At 62.8% G+C, this 17904-nt stretch carries 14 protein-coding genes; 11 read left to right on the top strand and 3 right to left on the bottom strand.

All coding sequences use genetic code 11. The features are described 5' to 3' along the window. Positions 1–51: 51 nt before the first annotated feature. Positions 52–2007, bottom strand: coding sequence for a transcription termination factor Rho (gene rho / locus GSQ73_RS02235; protein WP_158880577.1), 1956 nt, complete (start codon positions 2005–2007; stop codon positions 52–54). Positions 2008–2215: 208 nt separating this feature from the next. After that, positions 2216–2545 carry a thioredoxin TrxA gene (gene trxA / locus GSQ73_RS02230; RefSeq protein WP_158880575.1) on the bottom strand — a complete coding sequence of 110 codons (330 nt, stop codon included), beginning with the start codon at positions 2543–2545 and terminating at the stop codon, positions 2216–2218. A gap of 401 nt (positions 2546–2946) precedes the next feature. On the opposite strand from trxA, the gene GSQ73_RS02225 reads away from it, so the two are divergent. The 5 genes from GSQ73_RS02225 (at position 2947) to ung (ending at position 8133) form a co-directional block, all read left to right on the top strand. Next, entirely contained in the window at positions 2947–4692 is a 1746-nt protein-coding gene (locus GSQ73_RS02225; RefSeq protein ID WP_158880573.1) for a DEAD/DEAH box helicase, read from the top strand. Between the two features lie 116 nt (positions 4693–4808). Further along, the gene (gene ftsE, locus GSQ73_RS02220) at positions 4809–5486 is read left to right on the top strand and encodes a cell division ATP-binding protein FtsE (protein WP_158880571.1); all 678 of its coding nucleotides are present in this window, start codon (positions 4809–4811) and stop codon (positions 5484–5486) included. Between the two features lie 44 nt (positions 5487–5530). Continuing rightward, complete coding sequence (gene ftsX, locus GSQ73_RS02215) at positions 5531–6466, top strand: permease-like cell division protein FtsX (protein ID WP_254063239.1); 936 nt, start codon at positions 5531–5533, stop codon at positions 6464–6466. Between the two features lie 120 nt (positions 6467–6586). Next, positions 6587–7429: a response regulator gene (locus tag GSQ73_RS02210; protein WP_158880567.1), complete on the top strand. Its 843-nt coding sequence runs from the start codon at positions 6587–6589 to the stop codon at positions 7427–7429. Further along, positions 7426–8133 (top strand): uracil-DNA glycosylase, encoded by a 708-nt coding sequence (gene ung / locus GSQ73_RS02205; protein ID WP_158880565.1) that lies wholly within the window; start codon positions 7426–7428, stop codon positions 8131–8133. The genes GSQ73_RS02210 and ung overlap by 4 nt, the downstream gene beginning before the upstream one ends. Before the next feature lie 7 nt (positions 8134–8140). Here ung and GSQ73_RS02200 read toward each other — a convergent pair whose 3' ends face one another. Then, complete coding sequence (locus GSQ73_RS02200; protein WP_216844709.1) at positions 8141–8602, bottom strand: hypothetical protein; 462 nt, start codon at positions 8600–8602, stop codon at positions 8141–8143. 356 nt (positions 8603–8958) lie between these two features. Between GSQ73_RS02200 and rpoH the strand changes: the two genes are divergently transcribed. From rpoH to GSQ73_RS02170, 6 genes are all read left to right on the top strand, one after another. After that, positions 8959–9819, top strand: a complete 861-nt coding sequence (rpoH, locus tag GSQ73_RS02195; RefSeq protein WP_158880561.1) for an RNA polymerase sigma factor RpoH — start codon at positions 8959–8961, stop codon at positions 9817–9819. A 91-nt stretch (positions 9820–9910) separates the two neighbouring features. Further along, a complete protein-coding gene (locus GSQ73_RS02190) occupies positions 9911–10591 on the top strand; it encodes a response regulator transcription factor (protein WP_158880559.1) in 681 nt (226 codons plus the stop codon). Continuing rightward, positions 10575–11948, top strand: coding sequence for a HAMP domain-containing sensor histidine kinase (locus tag GSQ73_RS02185; RefSeq protein WP_254063238.1), 1374 nt, complete (start codon positions 10575–10577; stop codon positions 11946–11948). The genes GSQ73_RS02190 and GSQ73_RS02185 overlap by 17 nt, the downstream gene beginning before the upstream one ends. Positions 11949–12060: 112 nt before the next feature. Continuing rightward, positions 12061–15267: an efflux RND transporter permease subunit gene (locus GSQ73_RS02180; RefSeq protein WP_158880555.1), complete on the top strand. Its 3207-nt coding sequence runs from the start codon at positions 12061–12063 to the stop codon at positions 15265–15267. Then, positions 15260–16459, top strand: a complete 1200-nt coding sequence (locus GSQ73_RS02175) for an efflux RND transporter periplasmic adaptor subunit (RefSeq protein WP_158880553.1) — start codon at positions 15260–15262, stop codon at positions 16457–16459. The genes GSQ73_RS02180 and GSQ73_RS02175 overlap by 8 nt, the downstream gene beginning before the upstream one ends. After that, the gene (locus GSQ73_RS02170) at positions 16446–17891 is read left to right on the top strand and encodes an efflux transporter outer membrane subunit (RefSeq protein ID WP_158880551.1); all 1446 of its coding nucleotides are present in this window, start codon (positions 16446–16448) and stop codon (positions 17889–17891) included. Before GSQ73_RS02175 ends, GSQ73_RS02170 begins: the two co-directional genes overlap by 14 nt. Positions 17892–17904: the final 13 nt, after the last annotated feature.

The raw sequence follows: 17904 nt of genomic DNA, 5'->3' as shown, positions 1-17904 counted from the left end.
ACAAGAAAGGCCGGCTTGCGCCGGCCCTTCCAATTCACGCAAACGATGCGGTCAGCGCTTCATCGAATTGAAGAACTCGTCGTTGGACTTGGTGTTCTTCATCTTGTCGAGCATGAACTCCATCGCGGAGAGTTCGTCCATCGGGTGCAGCAGTTTTCGCAGGATCCAGATCTTGGCGAGCATGTCCGGGTCGATCAGCAGATCCTCGCGACGCGTGCCGGAGCGGTTGATGTCGATGGCCGGGTACACGCGCTTCTCGGAAATGCGGCGGCTCAGATGCACTTCCATGTTGCCGGTGCCCTTGAACTCCTCGTAGATCACCTCGTCCATCTTGCTGCCGGTTTCGGTCAGCGCGGTGGCGATGATGGTGAGGCTGCCACCTTCCTCGACGTTACGCGCGGCGCCGAAGAAACGCTTCGGGCGCTGCAGTGCGTTGGCGTCGACACCACCGGTGAGCACCTTGCCGGAGCTGGGGATCACGGTGTTGTAGGCACGCGCCAGGCGGGTGATCGAGTCGAGCAGGATGATCACGTCCTTCTTGTGCTCGACCAGGCGCTTGGCCCGCTCGATCACCATCTCGGCGACCTGCACGTGGCGCACGGCGGGTTCGTCGAAGGTCGATGAAATGACTTCGGCGCGCACGGTGCGGGCGATCTCGGTGACTTCCTCCGGGCGCTCGTCGATCAACAGCATGATCAGGTGCGCTTCGGGATGGTTGTACTGGATCGCCTGGGCGATGTTCTGCAGCATCATCGTCTTGCCGGATTTCGGCTGCGAGACGATCAGGCCGCGCTGGCCTTTGCCGATCGGCGCGATGAGGTCGAGGATGCGGCCGGTGATGTCCTCACTGGAACCGTTGCCGCGCTCGAGCTTGAAGGCCTTGCGCGGGAACAGCGGGGTGAGGTTCTCGAACAGCATCTTGTTCTTCGACGCTTCCGGCGGATCGCCGTTGATGTCGTCGACGCGCAGCATCGCGAAGTAACGCTCGCCTTCCTTCGGGTGACGCACGCGGCCGGTGATGTAGTCGCCGGTGCGCAGGTTGAAGCGACGGATCTGACTGGGCGACACATAGATGTCATCCGGACCGGCGAGGTAGGACTCGTCGGCCGAACGCAGGAAGCCGAAGCCGTCCTGCAGGATTTCCAGCACGCCTTCGGCCCAGATGCCGCCGCCGGAGCGTGCGTGCGCCTTGAGCACGTTGAAGATCACGTCCTGCTTGCGCGCGCGGGCGACGCCTTCGTGCACGCCCAGCGATTCGGCGAATTCCAGCAACTGGATCGCGTTCTTGCGCTTCAGTTCGGTGAGGTTGATGACGCGGTCGTTGCTGCCCGGATCGGCGTTGTCGTCATCTACCGGCAGGCCATTCGGGTTGGGGCGCGGATGGTTGTTCTGTGGGCGCGGCTGTTGCGGATTACCGGGATTGGGGTTGCCACCGCGCTCGTTGCGGCGACGGCGACCGCGGCCATCACGGCCTTCGCGATTGTTCGGGTTATTCGGGTTGTTCGGATGATTGGGATTGTTCGGGTTGTTCGAACCATTCGGGTTGCCGCCCTGATGGTTGTTCGAACCCTGACCCTGACTCGGCGCCGGGTTCGCACCCTGCGGCGCCACGTTGCCCTGAGACGGCGCTTGGCTGTCGCCCTGGCCGCTGTTTTGCGCAGCAGGCGCGGCATTGCCATTGCTGCCGTTTGGCGCCTGGTCGGCGTTCGAGTACGACGTCGATTCACGTGGCGGCTGCGGTTGCTGCGCGCGCGGCGCGTCATTGTTGTAGCTCGGCGTTGCCGGCGCGGGTGCGGGCGACGGCGCAGCGGCCGGCGGTGGCGCAGCGCGCTCGGTCACCGCGGCGGCGGGCTTGTCGCTGCCCGCTGCTTTCTCGGCTTTGTCCGCCGCAATGGCGGCAGCCGTCCGGCGCGGCGCACGCGTACGCGGCTCGGCCTTGCCTTCGGATGCAGGCTTGGTATCGGCGCTCTTGGCGTCGTTGGGAATCTTGTTTTCGGTATCGGACACGGGCAATCCTCGCAGGGCGCCGTTGAATTACAGGAGGGAGGGTGTGCGTCGCGCGGAAGGCGCTCAGGGACAGGACTGCCCCGACGGACGCGATGAATCTAGCACTCGTCGCGCACTGGCGTAAAGCCTTGTGTAGCGGCGGGGCTTCGGGCCGGACCTTGGTCGGTCCGGCATGGCGTGGCAATTTGCAGCAGGTGAAGCAGGTGGATCAGAGAGCCTTGTCGATCATCTGGGTCAGCTGACCCTTGCTGACGGCGCCGATCTGGGTCGCTTCGACCTTGCCGTTCTTGAACACCATCAGGGTCGGGATGCCGCGGACGCCGTAGGTGCGCGGGGTCTGCTGGTTCTGGTCGATGTTCACCTTGACGATGCGCAGCTTGCCTTCGTATTGCTTGGCCAGGTCGTCCAGCATCGGCGCGATGGCCTTGCACGGGCCGCACCATTCCGCCCAGAAATCGAGCAACACCGGGGTCTCGGACTTGAGCACCTGCTGTTCGAAGGCGTCGTCGTTCACATGGGTAATCAGGTCGCTGCTCACCGGGAATCTCCGTGGCTGGGGCGCATGTCGCGCGGACTAAAAAGGTTGGGAACAGAGAATGGGGTGGCGGATGCGGCAAAACAAGGAGTGACGGGCGCGGGTCCTGATCGGCTACACTCAGGCGCCCATGAAGCACGGGTTAGGCAGAATGGAGGGCGCGCCAGGAAGGCAGGTCTTCATTCCAACCCAACTCAGGGCACGATTCAAGGGCGGCTTTCCAAGCCACCCGTTGGCCTGCCGGCACATCGGCGCCGCTCCACGCGGCGACGCGCCGACGGCGCCGACATGAACCGCTTCGCTGCGCATCGCGCACCCGTCCTGCACCGCCATCCGCTGACTTCCGGCGCATGAAGCGGGCGCAGCGCATCACGCCGCCGTCAGGCAAGGTTTCCATTCCGCTTATGTCACAAACCGTACTCACCGATACCTTCTTCGCCAATTTCGATTTGCATCCGCTGCTGCAGCAAGGCCTGGACGACAGCGGCTTCACGCGCTGCACGCCGATCCAGGAAATGACCCTGCCACTGGCGCTGACCGGGCGCGACGTCGCCGGCCAGGCGCAGACCGGCACGGGCAAGACCTGCGCGTTCCTCGTCGCGCTGATGAATCGCTTGCTCAATCACCCGGCCGTGGCCGAGCGCAAAGACAGTGACCCGCGCGCGCTGATCATCGCGCCGACGCGTGAGTTGGCCATCCAGATCGAGAAAGACGCCCGCGCCATCGGCCGTCACACCGGACTGCGCATGGCGCTGATCTACGGCGGCGTCGACTACGACAAGCAGCGTCAGCAATTGAAGGACGGCTGCGACATCATCATCGCCACGCCGGGCCGGTTGCTCGACTATCACAAGCAAAATGTTTTCGGCTTCAACGGGGTCGAAGTGATGGTGATCGACGAAGCCGATCGCATGTTCGATCTCGGCTTCATCAAGGACGTGCGTTTCATTTTCCGCCGTTTGCCGGTGCGTGAGCAGCGCCAGGTGCTGCTGTTCTCCGCCACGCTCAGCCATCGCGTGCTCGAGCTCGCCTACGAGCACATGCACAACGCCGAAAAGCTGGTGGTGGAAAGCGACAACATCACCGCCGACCGCGTGCGCCAGCTGGTCTACTTCCCGGCCAAGGAAGAAAAGATGCCGCTGCTGCTGAACCTGATCGATCGCAGCAAGCCGACGCGTAGCATCATCTTTGTCAACACCAAAGCCGCCGCCGAACGCATCACCGAACGCGTCAAGCGTCACGGTTGCCGCGTGGGTGCGATCTCCGGTGACGTACCGCAGCTGAAGCGGCAGAAACTGCTGCAGCGTTTTCAGGATGGGCAGCTCGACATTCTTGTTGCCACCGACGTGGCTGCGCGCGGCCTGCATATTCCGGCCGTCAGCCACGTCTTCAACTACGACCTGCCGCAGGACGCGGAAGATTATGTGCATCGCATCGGCCGTACCGCGCGTCTGGGTGCCGAAGGCGACGCCATCAGTTTCGCGTGCGATCTCTATGCGATGTCGCTTCCGGATATCGAAACCTATATCGGTCAGAGCATTCCGGTGGCGCAGATGGATCCGGAATTGCTGATCATGCCGAAACCGCGCGCGATCGACGCCGAATTCGCCGCGAACGCCGCAGCCGACAGCGCCGCGTTCGGCGACATCGTGCCGCCGCGACCGGGCGAAGCGCCGCGTCGCCCGCGCGGTGCGTCGGGTCGCGATGGTGAGCGAAGCGGTTCGCCGCGCCCGGCATCGAGGCCGCCGCGCGAGCGTCGTCCGGTTGCTGATGTTGTCGCTGTCGCAGAGCCGGCCGTTGCGGCGACTCCCATCGTTGCCGACACGAGCGCACCGGGCACCGCCGATGCAACGGCCGAAGGCACGCGCAAGCCGCGTCGTCGTCGTGGTGGCCGCAATCGTCGTCGCGAGGGTGAAGCAACCGCCGTCGTCGAGACGCAGGGTCAGCCTGCAACGAATCCGACAACTGGTAATCGTGCGCCGCGTGGCGAACGTCGTCCCGCGCGTGAGCGCAGTGCGGCCGACGTGGCCGCGCATGGTGGTCGTCCGTCGCGGCAAGTCGCGGTGACTTCCGGCAAGACCGGCGAGCACGCGCATCCGAAGAAGCCGGGCATCTTCCGCCGACTGACCAAGCTCTTCACCGGGCGCTGATTCCATCGGTCGCCGGGCTTTGCGTCCCGGCGACGATCACGCCATGACTTGATTCTTTCTGCACGGGCTTCGCTTATCCTTGCGGTCGCAACGACGTACAGGCGCGGGGACACGCGGTGATTCATTTCGATCAAATCAGCAAACGCTACGAAGGCGGCCACGAGGCGCTGTCGCAGCTGTCGTTCGAGGTGCCGACGGGCGAGATGGCTTTCGTCACCGGCCACTCCGGCGCCGGCAAAAGCACGCTGCTGAAACTGCTAGGCCTGATCGAACGTCCTTCGCACGGCACGATCAGCATGGATGGCAAGAGCCTGGGCAAGATCCGTCGCAGCGGCATTCCCAAGTGGCGCCGACAGATCGGCATGGTGTTTCAGGATCACCGCCTGCTGATGGAGCGCACGGTATTCGCGAACGTCGAGTTGCCGCTGGTGATCGGCGGCATCGCACGCGCCGAACGCGCGCGCCGCGTTCGCGCGGCACTCGAAAAAGTCGGGCTGCTTGCCTATGAACGGCAATTGCCGGCCACGCTTTCCACCGGTGAACAACAACGCGTCGGCATCGCGCGCGCCATCGTGGCGCGACCGACGTTGCTGATTGCCGATGAGCCGACCGGCAACCTCGACCCGCAGCTCGCCATGGAAATCATGGGCCTGTTCGCCGAATTCCAGCAGGTTGGCACCACGGTGCTGATCGCCAGCCATGATCTGCCGCTGATCAAGCGGATGAAGAAGCGCGTGATCGTGCTCGATCACGGACGCCTGGTGGCCGACCTCGCGGCGCAGGAGGTGCTGTGAACATGCCGCCGGAAAATCACACGGCTCCGCCTTCCGATGCGTCGATGCGCAATGAACACAGCCACGGACGTCGTGTGGCGAGCTGGCAGGAGCATCACGGCTGGAGCGCGGCAAACAGCCTGCGCCGGCTGGCATCACGCCCACTCGGCAGCCTGCTGACCATCGCGGTGATGGGTCTGGCGCTGGCCTTGCCGCTGGCGTTTTATCTCCTGCTGGGCAACGTGCAGCGACTCGGTGATGCGCTGGGCCAGAGCCAGGACATCAGCGTTTTCATGCAGCCCGGCCAGGGCGCGCAGCAGGCGCAGTTGCTGGCCACGCAGTTGGGTGGTCGCGCTGAAGTGGCGTCGGTGCACGTCAAGAGTCCACAGCAGGGCATGGATGAACTCGCCAGAATGCAGGGCTTCTCCGGCGCGTTGAAAACACTGGACGACAACCCGCTTCCCTACGTGTTGCAGGTGCAGCCGCGTGCCGATGTCAGCGCCGACGACGTCGACCGACTGGTAGCGGACGTGCGCACGATGCGCAGCGTGGACATGGTGCAGGACAGCGGCACCTGGCGGCAGCGACTCGACGCACTGCTTGGTGTTGGCAATCGCGTGGTCCTGATTCTTGCGTCGCTGCTGGCGCTGGCGGCGTTGCTCGTGGTCGGCAATACGGTTCGCGTGGATATTGCCAGCCGCAGTGAGGAAATCGGCGTGTTGCTTCTGGTTGGAGCAAGCGCTTCGTTCGTGCGCCGGCCGTATCTCTACGCAGGCATCTGGTATGGCCTGTTCAGCGGCTTGCTTGCGGCAGGGTTGGCGATCCTCATCGAATTCGCGCTGGCCGGACCGGTCGCACGGTTGAGCCAGACCTATGATGGCAAGCTGCAGGTCGGCGGCCTGCCGCTATGGCTGTTGGTCGCAGTGCCCATTGCGGCGGCGGCACTGGGCTGGATCGGTGCGAGGCTGGTCAGTGCGTGGCAGTTGCGCAAGGCGGTTTGAAAGTCGGCGCGACAAGACGAATCGTCGGCGTTCGCCACAATGTTGAAGTAAGCGGACGCAGAAGGCGTGACCGCAGGTTTACGGCCAGGGATCGCCATCGGTCAGGTGGATGTGCAGGGAATGAGTAAAAATATCAGCAACCGTCTGCTCACCGAGGCGCCCCGCGTGTTGGTGGTCGACGGTTCGCGTGTGGTGCGCCAACTGATCAATCGCGTGTTGCTGGCGGAACTTCCAGGCGTTGAAGTCGTGGGTTGCGGCACGGGCGCCGAAGCGGAGCAGATGCTCGGTGAGGGCGTATTCGATTTCATCACCATCGCGTTGCGTCTGCCCGACATGGATGGTCTGGAACTGGCGCGCTTCGTGCGCGAATCGGCGCCGCAAACCTATGTGCCGATCGTGGTCGTGTCCGGCGATGTCGACGATCGCCTGCATCAGCGTTCGCTCGGCGAACATGTCACGGATTACTTCGACAAATCGCTGGGATTCCAGGCACTGGCCGAGTTCATTCGCGGCTACGTGAGTCCGCAGACGACCACCGAAGGGACTGTGCTGTATGTCGAGGACAGCCGCGTCGTCGCGCTGGCCACGCGCCGCATGATGGAAAAGATCGGCCTGACCGTTCGCCACGTGGTCAGCGTGGAAGACGCGCTGGCGATGCTGGAAACCGATCGTGCGCTGGGCTGGGTCGGCGCCGATGTGGTGCTCACCGATGTCAGCCTGAAAGGTGAATTGACCGGCGGCGATCTGCTCGCGCATATTCGCGGCGAGTTCGGCTACGGCAAGGGACGGTTGCCAGTGCTGGTGATGACCGGCGACGAAAATCCCGCCAACCAGACAGCATTGATCCGTGCCGGTGCAAATGACTTGGTGGAAAAACCGGTAGAGGAAAAACTCCTGATCACCAAATTGTTGTTTCAGCTTCGCGTCGCGCAGCATCTGCGCGGTCGTGCCGGCAAAGCATGAGCGAGCAGCCCATCCGGCTCGAACCGTCATGGAAATCGCGGCTCGGCGAGTATCTGCAGCGGCCGGACATGCAGCAGCTATCGGCGTTTCTCCGCGCAGAAAAACAGGCGGGGAAACACATCTATCCGCCGGGGCCGGAGATCTTCGCGGCCTTCGATCACACGCCGTTCGACGCGGTGCGGGTGGTAATTCTCGGTCAGGATCCATACCACGGGCCCCGCCAGGCGCATGGGCTTTGTTTCTCGGTTCGCCCAAGCGTGCGCGTGCCGCCATCGCTGGAAAACATCTTCAAGGAAATTCAGCGCGACCTGGGTATTCCGCGTCCCGATCATGGATGCCTGACGCCGTGGGCAGATCGCGGCGTGCTGCTACTCAACAGCGTGCTGACGGTTGAGGATGGGCACGCCGGTTCGCATCAGGGCAAGGGCTGGGAAGGTTTCACCGATGCTGCCATCGCTGCGCTCAACGGCGAGCGAGAAGGCCTGGTGTTCCTTTTGTGGGGTTCGTATGCGCAGCGCAAGGGCGAACTGATCGACAGCCAACGCCATTGCGTATTGAAGTCGGTGCATCCGTCGCCGCTGTCCGCGCATCGCGGCTTCATGGGCTGCGGACATTTCTCCGCAGTGAACCACTATCTGGAATCGCGCAGCCAGTTGCCGATGGACTGGTCGCTACCGCCGCGTTCGGCGTTTCAGGACAGCTGAAGAACTTTTACGACCACGAGTGCAGCAGCATCACGATGCCCCAGGTCAGCAGGTAGAGACCGAGCAGATCCATCAACACGCCACCCATGGACGCCACTCGCGAAGCGTTTGACGTCGGATGGTCGAAGGCATAAGCCGGGCGCGGCGGGTGATTGATCCATTCGCCGACGCCGAACAGGAAAACACCCGCGGCGATCATCGCGATCGAACGGTTGTTCATGTTCAACGGCAGCGTCAGAGCGAGCAGAAACGGCGGCGCACTCAACACCACGATGGCCTTGTACCAATAGTTGGCGACCAGCTTTTTCACAGCCCGCGCGCCTTCGACCGGGTTGGCAGCGGAAAGCTGACCTGAAGTCCGTGTCCTGTCTGTGGTCTGTCCATGTTTTGTCTCTGTCTTCAAGCGATCCATAACCCGGGGAAGGAGATCAAAGTGACGCACATGGTCAGTTTCTGTTGGACGACGCATGCGACCTGATCTCGAGTTGACTGCTGCACAAGGCTTCGATGCCTTTATCAGCATGGGTGCTGATAGATAAGCAGGACCCGGGCCAACACCGCAGGTAGACATGAAACTAGGAGTCCTAGATTTTCGTCACAGGTCCACATAGCTCAGGCCAAGACTTCGCGCTGGTTGAGGGCTCGCCCTTGAAGTGCGTCGATCAGGATTCGATCTCCAGCGCATTCGAGCGCTGGACAAACCGTCTCAATATCTGTACGATTCGGTTCATTAAGTCCGGAAGCGTTCCGGTCTGAACCAAACAGGCTTTTAGCACTCCAACTATCCGAGTGCTAAAATTTGTTTTCCTCCAGGAGGTTCCACCCATGTCTCAAGCTTTGGTGACCGCCAACCTGCCGCTCCCCAGCGTGGTGGGCAGTCTCGACGCCTACATTTCTGCGGTACACCGGATTCCGGTGCTGACTTCGGAAGAAGAGCAGGCGTTGTCGCGCGACTATCTCGAAGAAGCCAATCTGGCTTCGGCGAAAAAGCTGGTGATGTCGCATCTGCGTTTCGTGGTGCATGTGGCCCGCGGATACAGCGGTTACGGGCTGCAGCTGTCCGACCTGATCCAGGAAGGCAATATCGGTCTGATGAAGGCGGTCAAGCGCTTCGACCCGGATCAGGGCGTTCGGCTGGTCAGCTTTGCCGTGCACTGGATTCGCGCCGAAATGCACGAGTTCATCCTCAAGAACTGGCGCATCGTGAAGGTCGCCACCACCAAGGCGCAGCGCAAGCTGTTCTTCAACCTGCGCAAGAGCAAGAAACGCCTCGGCTGGATGAACGCCGCCGAGGTGCGCACCGTCGCCCAGGATCTGGGCGTGCCGGAAGCAACCGTGCGCGAGATGGAATCCCGACTGTCCGGCCGGGACATCGGCTTCGAGCCGGTGAGCGACGACGAGGACGCCAAGCCCGCACCGGCGGCGTTCCTGATCGATGAAGGCGCCGACCCGTACGAGAACGTGGCCGATGCCGACGATGCGGACAATCAGATGTCGACGCTGTCCAGCGCGTTGAAGAATCTGGACGAGCGCTCGCGCAAGATCATCCAGCGTCGTTGGCTCGACGACAACAAGGCCACGCTGCAGGATCTGGCCGATGAGTACGGCGTTTCCGCCGAACGCATCCGTCAGGTCGAGGCAAATGCCATGAAGAAAATGCGCGGCCTGTTCACGACCGCAGCCTGAGCGATCCGTGCATGACGACGACGGCCTCCTTCGGGAGGCCGTTTTGTTAGGCTGATTGCCCGTCATCACGCACCATCGCATACAGCACACCATGCCGCGCATTCTGGTCATTGAAGACGACGACGTTACGGCGCGAGAAATCGTCGCCGAACTCGTGGCGCATGGTTTCGAGGCTGATCGCGTTTCCGATGGCAACGTAGGTCTCGCGCGTGCGCTGGTTCCGGGTTACGACGCCATCACGCTCGATCTCATGCTGCCCGGCCTGGATGGGCTTGGCGTGGTAACGCAGCTGCGCGCGCAAGGCATTGCGACGCCGGTGCTGATGATCAGCGCGTTGGGCGATGTCGACCGACGCGTCAGCGGCCTGCGTGCCGGCGGAGATGATTACCTGACCAAGCCATTCGCGCCCGACGAAATGGTGGCGCGGGTGGATGTGCTGTTGCGTCGCCATCGTCAGCAAGCACAGCAGACCGTGCTGCGCGTGGCCGACCTCGAACTCGATCTGGTCCGTCATGTCGCACGCCGAGGCGAGCGCGAGTTGTCGCTGCTGCCGACCGAATTCAAGCTGCTCGAATTCCTGATGCGCCACGCGGGGCAGGTGCTGACACGTGCGATGATTTTCGAAACCGTTTGGGGTTTCCATTTCGATCCGGGTACCAATCTGATCGACGTGCATATCGGCAGGCTGCGTCGCAAGATCGACACCGGCGAACATCAGCCATTGATCCATACCGTCCGTGGTTCGGGATACAGCCTTGCGCAGACTGACTGACAACTGGCGATCCACCACCGCGCGCCTGATCCTGATCTACGGCGCGTTCTTCGCGCTGTGGGGCGTGCTGGTGATCGGCGCCATCCACTGGCAGGCAGCGAGTTACCTCAGCCGCGTGTCGGACGATCTGATCGGCCGACAGGTCAATTATTTTTCGATGCTCGACGAACCCACGCGACAGATCGCGCTGAGCGATTACGTGTCGCTCGAAACACGCCGGCTCAATGCGTGGGGATTGTTCGACGCGAAAGGCGCGCCGCTCGGCGGCACGATCAAGGCACTGCCGAAAGAAGTACGCGTGAATGGCCCGGTCGTCGTTCTGCCCGACGGCCTTTCGAGAACCGATGGCGACGACCATGGCAGCGTGCGCGCAGCCGCGGTGCGGCTCGACGACGGACGCATTTTGCTGATCTCGCGCGACACCAGCATCGTGGATCGTATCGGCGCGATCATTTTCCAGGCGTTGCTCTGGGGTCTGTCGTTGACTGTGGTGCCTGGTCTGCTTGGCGGATGGCTGCTCACGCGTGGGCCCTTGCGTCGTGTGCACGCGATTCGCGAAGCCACGTTGCCGATCATGCGTGGCGACCTCGCACAACGATTGCCGGTCAGCCGGCGCGGCGACGAACTGGATATGCTCGCCGGCATCGTCAACGCGATGCTCGATGAAATCGAACGCCTGCTCGGTGAAGTCAAAGGTGTCTGCGACAACATCGCGCACGATCTGCGCACGCCGTTGACACGTTTGCGCGCGCGTCTTTATCGATTGCAGCAGCAATTCGACGATGACAGTGGCGAAAACGAATCGCTTGAAGCGTGCATGGTCGACACCGACGCGTTGTTGGATCGCTTTCGCGCGTTGCTGCGTATTTCGGAGCTGGAAAACCAGCATCGCCGCGCGGGTTTCGAGCGCGTCGACCTCGTCGAAATCCTGCATGAAGTTCACGCGCTCTATCTGCCTCTGGCCGAAGACCGCGGCCAGCAACTCGAACTGCAACTGCCCGCGCTTCCGCCCGTGCAGGCCGATCGTCACCTGCTGCTCGAGGCTTTCAGCAACCTGGTCGGCAACGCGATCAAGTTCACGCCGCCGGGCGGTCGCGTGGACATCGCCGCGCGGTCAGCTGACGATGGCCCGTGGGTCGATGTCAGCGACAGCGGCCCGGGCATTCCGGTGGATCAGCGCGTCGCGGTGACGCGCCGCTTCTATCGAGTCGAGAGCTGCCGCAGCACGCCGGGTTCCGGCCTGGGCCTGAGTATTGTCAGCGCTATCGCGCGACTACATGGGTTCACGCTGGAAGTCGCCGATGGCGAACGCGGCGCGCGCCTGAGCATCCACTGCGCCGTCGCGGATATTTCCTAGCGACAACCCATCGCATCGCCGCAGATGAAAATATCTTCATGCGGCGAAACGCGATCCCCGACGGCGCGCGTGTCAAAATTTGACGCTTCGCAACATTCTCGCTGGAAAATCCATGCTGGGTATCGTGCGGATCGCCTTGTCGCGACCCTACACATTCATCGTTCTCGCGCTGCTGATCCTGATCATCGGCCCGTTGTCCGCCATGCGAACGCCGACCGATATTTTTCCGGACATCAATATTCCGGTGATCGCGGTGGTGTGGCAGTACACCGGCCTGCCGCCCGATCAAATGGAAGGCCGAATCACTTCGCCGTACGAGCGCACGCTGACCACCACGGTCAACGACGTCGAGCACATCGAGGCGAAATCGATTGCCGGCTTCGGCATCGTCAAGATCTTCTTTCAGCCGACGGTGAATATCGCCACCGCGAACGCGCAGGTGACCGCGGTGTCGCAGACGCTGCTCAAGCAGCTGCCGCCCGGCATCACGCCGCCGCTGATCCTCAACTACAACGCCTCGACGGTGCCGATCCTGCAGCTGGCGCTGTCGGGCAAAGGTCTCAGCGAACAGAACCTGGGCGATCTCGCGCTCAATATCCTGCGACCGCAGCTGGTGTCGGTGGCGGGCGCGGCGATCCCGTATCCCTATGGCGGCAAAACGCGTCAGGTGCAGATCGACGTCGATCCATCGGCGCTGCAGTCACGCGGACTTTCGGCGGCGGACGTAGCCAACGCGCTGGCGGCGCAGAACCTGATCGTGCCGGTCGGCACGCAGAAAATCGGTTCATTCGAATACACGCTCAAACTCAACAACTCGCCGAACGACATTCAGGATCTGGGCAATCTGCCGATCAAGACCGTCAACGGCACCACGATTTACATCCGCGATGTCGCGCACGTACTCGACGGCAGTCCGCCGCAAACCAACATCGTGCATGTGGATGGCCATCGTTCGGTGCTGATGAGCGTGCTGAAGAACGGTTCCGCCTCCACACTCGCGATCGTCGCCGGCATCCGTCAGCGCCTCGACGATGCGAAGGCCACGTTGCCGGATAATCTCAAAGTCGCGCCGATCGGCGATCAGTCGATCTTCGTACGCGCGGCCATCAGTGGCGTGGCGCGCGAAGGCATCATCGCCGCGGCGTTGACCAGCCTGATGATTTTGCTGTTCCTCGGCAGCTGGCGCTCCACCGTGATCATCGCCGTATCGATTCCGCTGGCGATTCTTTCCTCGCTCGCCGCGTTGTCCGCGATCGGCGAAACGCTCAACATCATGACGCTCGGTGGCCTCGCGCTCGCCGTGGGCATCCTGGTCGACGATGCCACGGTCACCATCGAAAACATCAACTGGCATCTGGAGCAGGGCAAGCAGGTCGAGCCGGCGATTCTCGATGGCGCCGCGCAGATCGTCACGCCGGCCTTTGTCTCGCTGCTTTGCATCTGCATCGTTTTCGTGCCGATGTTCTTCCTTGAAGGCGTTGCGCGATTCCTGTTCGTGCCGATGGCTGAATCGGTGATGTTCGCGATGATCGCCTCATTCATCCTGTCGCGCACGCTGGTGCCGACGATGGCGAAATACCTGCTGCATCCGCACGTCGACGAGCACGGCCAGCACGCCGAAGTCGCGCCGACGCGTAATCCGCTGGTGCGTTTCCAGCGCGGTTTCGAAGCGCGTTTCGACAAGATTCGCGACAGCTATCACGGCCTGCTGGGCATGGCGATGGAACATCGCCGCATCTTCGTGATCGGCTTCCTCGCCTTCGTGGTGCTGTCGTTCGCGCTGGTGCCCGGGCTCGGCCGGAATTTCTTCCCTGACGTGGACGCCGGCCAGATCCTGATGCATGTACGCGCGCCGGTCGGCACGCGCATCGAGCAGAGCGCGCAACTCTTCGCACAGGTGCAGCAGAGCGTCCGGCGCATCATTCCCGCAGAGGAACTGGGCACGCTCGTCGACAACATCGGCCTGTCCAGCAGCGGCATCAACAACACATACAACAACACCGGCACCATCGGCGAGCAGGATGGCGACATCCAGATCGCGCTCAACGAAGGCCATCGGCCGACCGCGGAATACGTGCGCGAGATGCGCGAAAAACTGCCGCGCGAATTCCCCGGGGTCACATTCTCGTTCCCGCCCGCTGACATCGTCAGCCAGATCCTCAACTTCGGTTCGCCCGCGCCGATCGCCTTGCAGATTCGCGGCGTGCATCTGCCGGCAAACTTCAAGTACGCCAATTCCCTTATGCGAGACATCAAGCGCATTTCCGGCGTGGCTGACGCGCGCATCCAGGAGTCGCAGGCGAACCCCGGTTTCAACATCGATGTCGATCGCACGCAGGCGCAATTGCTCGGCATCACCGAGCGCGATGTCACCAACAGCCTGGTGGTGAACCTTGCCGGTTCGAGCCAGGTGGCGCCGACTTTCTGGCTCAATCCGCAGAACGACATTTCCTATCCGATCGTGATGCAGACGCCGCAGTACTCGCTCGATTCACTATCCGCGTTGCGCAATCTTTCGGTCACCGGCAGCAACGGCACGTCGCAAGTGCTTGGTGGCCTGGCGACGGTGAATCGGCAGAACACCAACGCGGTCGTGGATCAGTACAACATCCAGCCGGTGGTGCAGATTTTTGCCACCACGCAGGATCGCGATCTCGGCAGCGTTGCCGGCGACATCCAGAAAGTGATCGACAACCACGCCAAGGAATTGCCGAAAGGCTCGCACGTCGAGCTGCTCGGTCAGGTGCAGACGATGAACAGCGCGTTCTCCGGCCTGTTGTTCGGCTTGCTCGGCGCGCTGGTGCTGATCTACCTGCTGATCGTGGTGAACTTCCAGTCGTGGGCTGATCCGTTCGTGATCATCACCGCATTGCCCGCCGCACTCGCCGGCATCGTGTGGATGCTGTTTGTCACGCACACCACGTTGTCGGTGCCGGCGCTGACCGGCGCGATCATGTGCATGGGCGTGGCGACGGCGAACTCGATCCTGGTGGTGAGTTTCTGCCGTGAGCAGCTGTTCGAACACGGCGACGCGCAGGCCGCGGCACTCGAAGCGGGTTTCGTTCGTTTCCGCCCGGTGCTGATGACCGCGCTGGCGATGATCATCGGCATGGCGCCGATGGCGCTCGGCCTCGGCGAAGGCGGCGAGCAGAATGCGCCGCTTGGTCGCGCCGTGATCGGCGGCCTGGTGTTCGCCACTGTGGCTACCCTGTTCTTCGTACCCGTGGTGTTCCGCATCATCCATGCGGGTTACGTCCACGCTCCCGAGCAATCCCCCGATGATCCAGCGCCTGTCCTTGGAGGGCCTGCCCATGTCTGACAATCAACAACTCTCTGCTGCACCGTCGCCGCAACGCCTGCGTCTGGTCGGCATCATCGCCGTGATCGTCGTCGTCGCCGTCGTGATACTCGGCATCGCCACGCGCATCTCGGATGCGAAGCAACTGAAAACCTGGACCGACGCGCAAAGCGTGCCGACTGTCAACGTCGTGTCGCCGGAATCCAGTGCGACCGGCGCGCCGCTCGAATTGCCTGGACGCATCGAGGCGTATGCGCGCGCGCCGATCTACGCACGTATAGACGGCTATCTGAAATCGTGGAATGTCGACATCGGCACGCAGGTGAAATCCGGCCAGTTGCTCGCTACCATCGAAACGCCCGACCTTGACCAGCAGCTACTGCAGGCGCGTGCGGATCTCGCCAGCGCGCAGGCCAACGAATCGCTGGCGTCGACTACCGCCAAACGCTGGCAGTCGATGCTGAAATCCGATTCCGTGTCCAAGCAGGAGGTGGACGAGAAGACGGGTGACTTCACCGCAAAACAGGCGATGGCGAACGCAGCACGCGCCAACGTCGAGCGCATCAACGCGATGAAAAACTACACGCGCATCGTCGCGCCGTTCGACGGCGTGATCACCGCGCGCAACACCGACGTTGGTGCGTTGATCAACGCCGGCAGCGGTGGCAATGGTCAAGCCTTGTTCGAGGTCTCCGACGTGCGCAAGCTGCGCGTCTACGTGCAGGTGCCCCAGAGTTACGTGCCGTCGATACCGACGGGTGCCGTGGCAACGCTCACCGTGCCGGAGTATCCGGGCCGCACGTTCAACGCGAAGGTCGAATCGTCCGCACAGGCCGTTTCCGCCGCATCCGGCAGCACGCTGGTGCAGCTGGCGGTGGACAACGCCGACGGCAAGTTGATGCCGGGCAGTTTCGCCAACGTGCGCTTCGACATCGCCGCCGACAAAGCCGCGCTGCGCGTACCCGCCAGCGCGTTGGTGTTCGACGACAACGGTACGCGACTGGCGACGATCGGCGCGGATGACCGCGTGAAATTCAAGACCATCACGATCCTGCACGACTACGGCAAGAGCGTGGAAATCGCCTCCGGCATCGCCGCTGGCGACCGCGTGATCGACAGCCCGCCCGATGGACTCAACGACGGCGACCATGTGCGTATCGCGCCATCGGATGCTTCATCCAATGCACCGGCCAAAGACCATGCGAAAGCCTGAACTCCGCATCTCGCTCGCGCTGGCGATCGGTCTGGTGCTGACCGGTTGCTCGCTGGCGCCGGCGTACAAGGTACCGACCGTGCCCGTTGCCGCGTCGTACCAGGAGACCGGCCCGTGGAAGCAGGCGCAGCCCGCCGATCAGCTGCCACGCGATCAATGGTGGCAGCTCTATCACGACGCCCGGCTCGATGAGCTGCAGCAGAAACTGCTGACCAGCAATGCGGACCTCGCCGCCGCACTCGCGCATTACCGACAGGCGCAGGCGTTCGAGCAGGAAACGCGTTCGGATCTTTTCCCCACGATCAGTTTGAACGCCAACGGCCAGCGCGATCGTCAGTCGGATACGAAACCGTTGCGTGGTCCGTTGACCGGCCCGAGCGAATCGCCGGCCAACTACAACTCGTACACCGCCGGCGCCGAGATCGATTACGAACTGGACTTGTGGGGTCGCATACGCAACGCGGTCACGGCGGGCAGGGGTGAAACGCTCGCGTCGGCAGCCGATCTCGCTTCTGCGCAATTGAGTTTGCAGGCGCAGCTTGCCGACAACTACATCGTGCTGCGCGGCACCGACCAGGAGCTCGCGCTGCTCAAGCAGAGCATCGATGCCTATCAGCGCGCGCTGCAGTTGACGCAGACGCGCCACAGCGGTGGCATTGCATCCGGCCTTGACGTGGCGCGCGCGCAGACGCAGCTGTCGTCGGCAAAATCTTTGTGGTCGCAAAGCATGGCGCAACGCGCGCTGACCGAGCACGCCATTGCGGTGCTGGTTGGCGAATCGCCCGACCAGTTCAAGCTGGACGTGCAGACGGCGCCGATCGGCTTGCCGCAGGTGCCGGCGAACGTGCCATCCGCGTTGTTGCAACGTCGTCCGGATATCGCCGCCGCCGAACGTCGCACGGCCGAGGCGAATGCGCGCATCGGTGTCGCACGCGCCGCGTATTTCCCGTCGCTTTCGCTGAGTGCGCAAGGTGGGTTCCAGAGTGCGGAATATGCCGGCCTGCTGACGGCGCCCAATCACTTCTGGGCGATCGGGCCGATGCTGTTCGAAACACTTTTCGACGGCGGCTTGCGCAAGGCCGGCGTCGAGGCAGCCAAGGCGGCCACCGACGAAGCCGGTGCGCGTTATCGCGGCGTCGTACTGAATGCGTTCGCGCAAGTCGAGGATAACCTCGCCCAGCTAGATCACGTCGGCGTGGCGCTGAACGACCAGAAGGATGCCGCCGATGCCGCGCAGCATTCACTGGATCTGTCGATGGATCGTTACAAGCAGGGCGCGGTGGATTATCTCGACGTGGTGCAGGCGCAGACGGCCGCACTTGATGCGCAACGCAGCCTGCTCGATCTCAGCACGCGCCAGCTGCGCGCCAGCGTGCAACTGATCCGTGCGCTCGGTGGTGGCTGGTCGGTGGATCGACTCGCCAGTCGCTGATGCAGGCAACGCC

Origin of the sequence: Rhodanobacter sp. L36, from assembly GCF_009765755.1 — a bacterium.
In the GTDB taxonomy this organism is placed as follows: domain Bacteria; phylum Pseudomonadota; class Gammaproteobacteria; order Xanthomonadales; family Rhodanobacteraceae; genus Rhodanobacter.
This window is presented reverse-complemented; position numbering and strand designations above follow the sequence as displayed.

Excerpts from the sequence above, each read along its gene's own strand:
- GSQ73_RS02225 (WP_158880573.1), top strand. The coding sequence starts at position 2,947 with ATGTCACAAACCGTACTCACCGATACCTTCTTCGCCAATTTCGATTTG.
- ftsX (WP_254063239.1), top strand. The coding sequence starts at position 5,531 with ATGCGCAATGAACACAGCCACGGACGTCGTGTGGCGAGCTGGCAGGAG.
- GSQ73_RS02210 (WP_158880567.1), top strand. The coding sequence starts at position 6,587 with ATGAGTAAAAATATCAGCAACCGTCTGCTCACCGAGGCGCCCCGCGTG.
- ung (WP_158880565.1), top strand. The coding sequence starts at position 7,426 with ATGAGCGAGCAGCCCATCCGGCTCGAACCGTCATGGAAATCGCGGCTC.
- GSQ73_RS02200 (WP_216844709.1), bottom strand. The coding sequence starts at position 8,602 with ATGCGTCGTCCAACAGAAACTGACCATGTGCGTCACTTTGATCTCCTT.
- rpoH (WP_158880561.1), top strand. The coding sequence starts at position 8,959 with ATGTCTCAAGCTTTGGTGACCGCCAACCTGCCGCTCCCCAGCGTGGTG.
- GSQ73_RS02190 (WP_158880559.1), top strand. The coding sequence starts at position 9,911 with ATGCCGCGCATTCTGGTCATTGAAGACGACGACGTTACGGCGCGAGAA.
- GSQ73_RS02180 (WP_158880555.1), top strand. The coding sequence starts at position 12,061 with ATGCTGGGTATCGTGCGGATCGCCTTGTCGCGACCCTACACATTCATC.
- GSQ73_RS02175 (WP_158880553.1), top strand. The coding sequence starts at position 15,260 with ATGTCTGACAATCAACAACTCTCTGCTGCACCGTCGCCGCAACGCCTG.
- GSQ73_RS02170 (WP_158880551.1), top strand. The coding sequence starts at position 16,446 with ATGCGAAAGCCTGAACTCCGCATCTCGCTCGCGCTGGCGATCGGTCTG.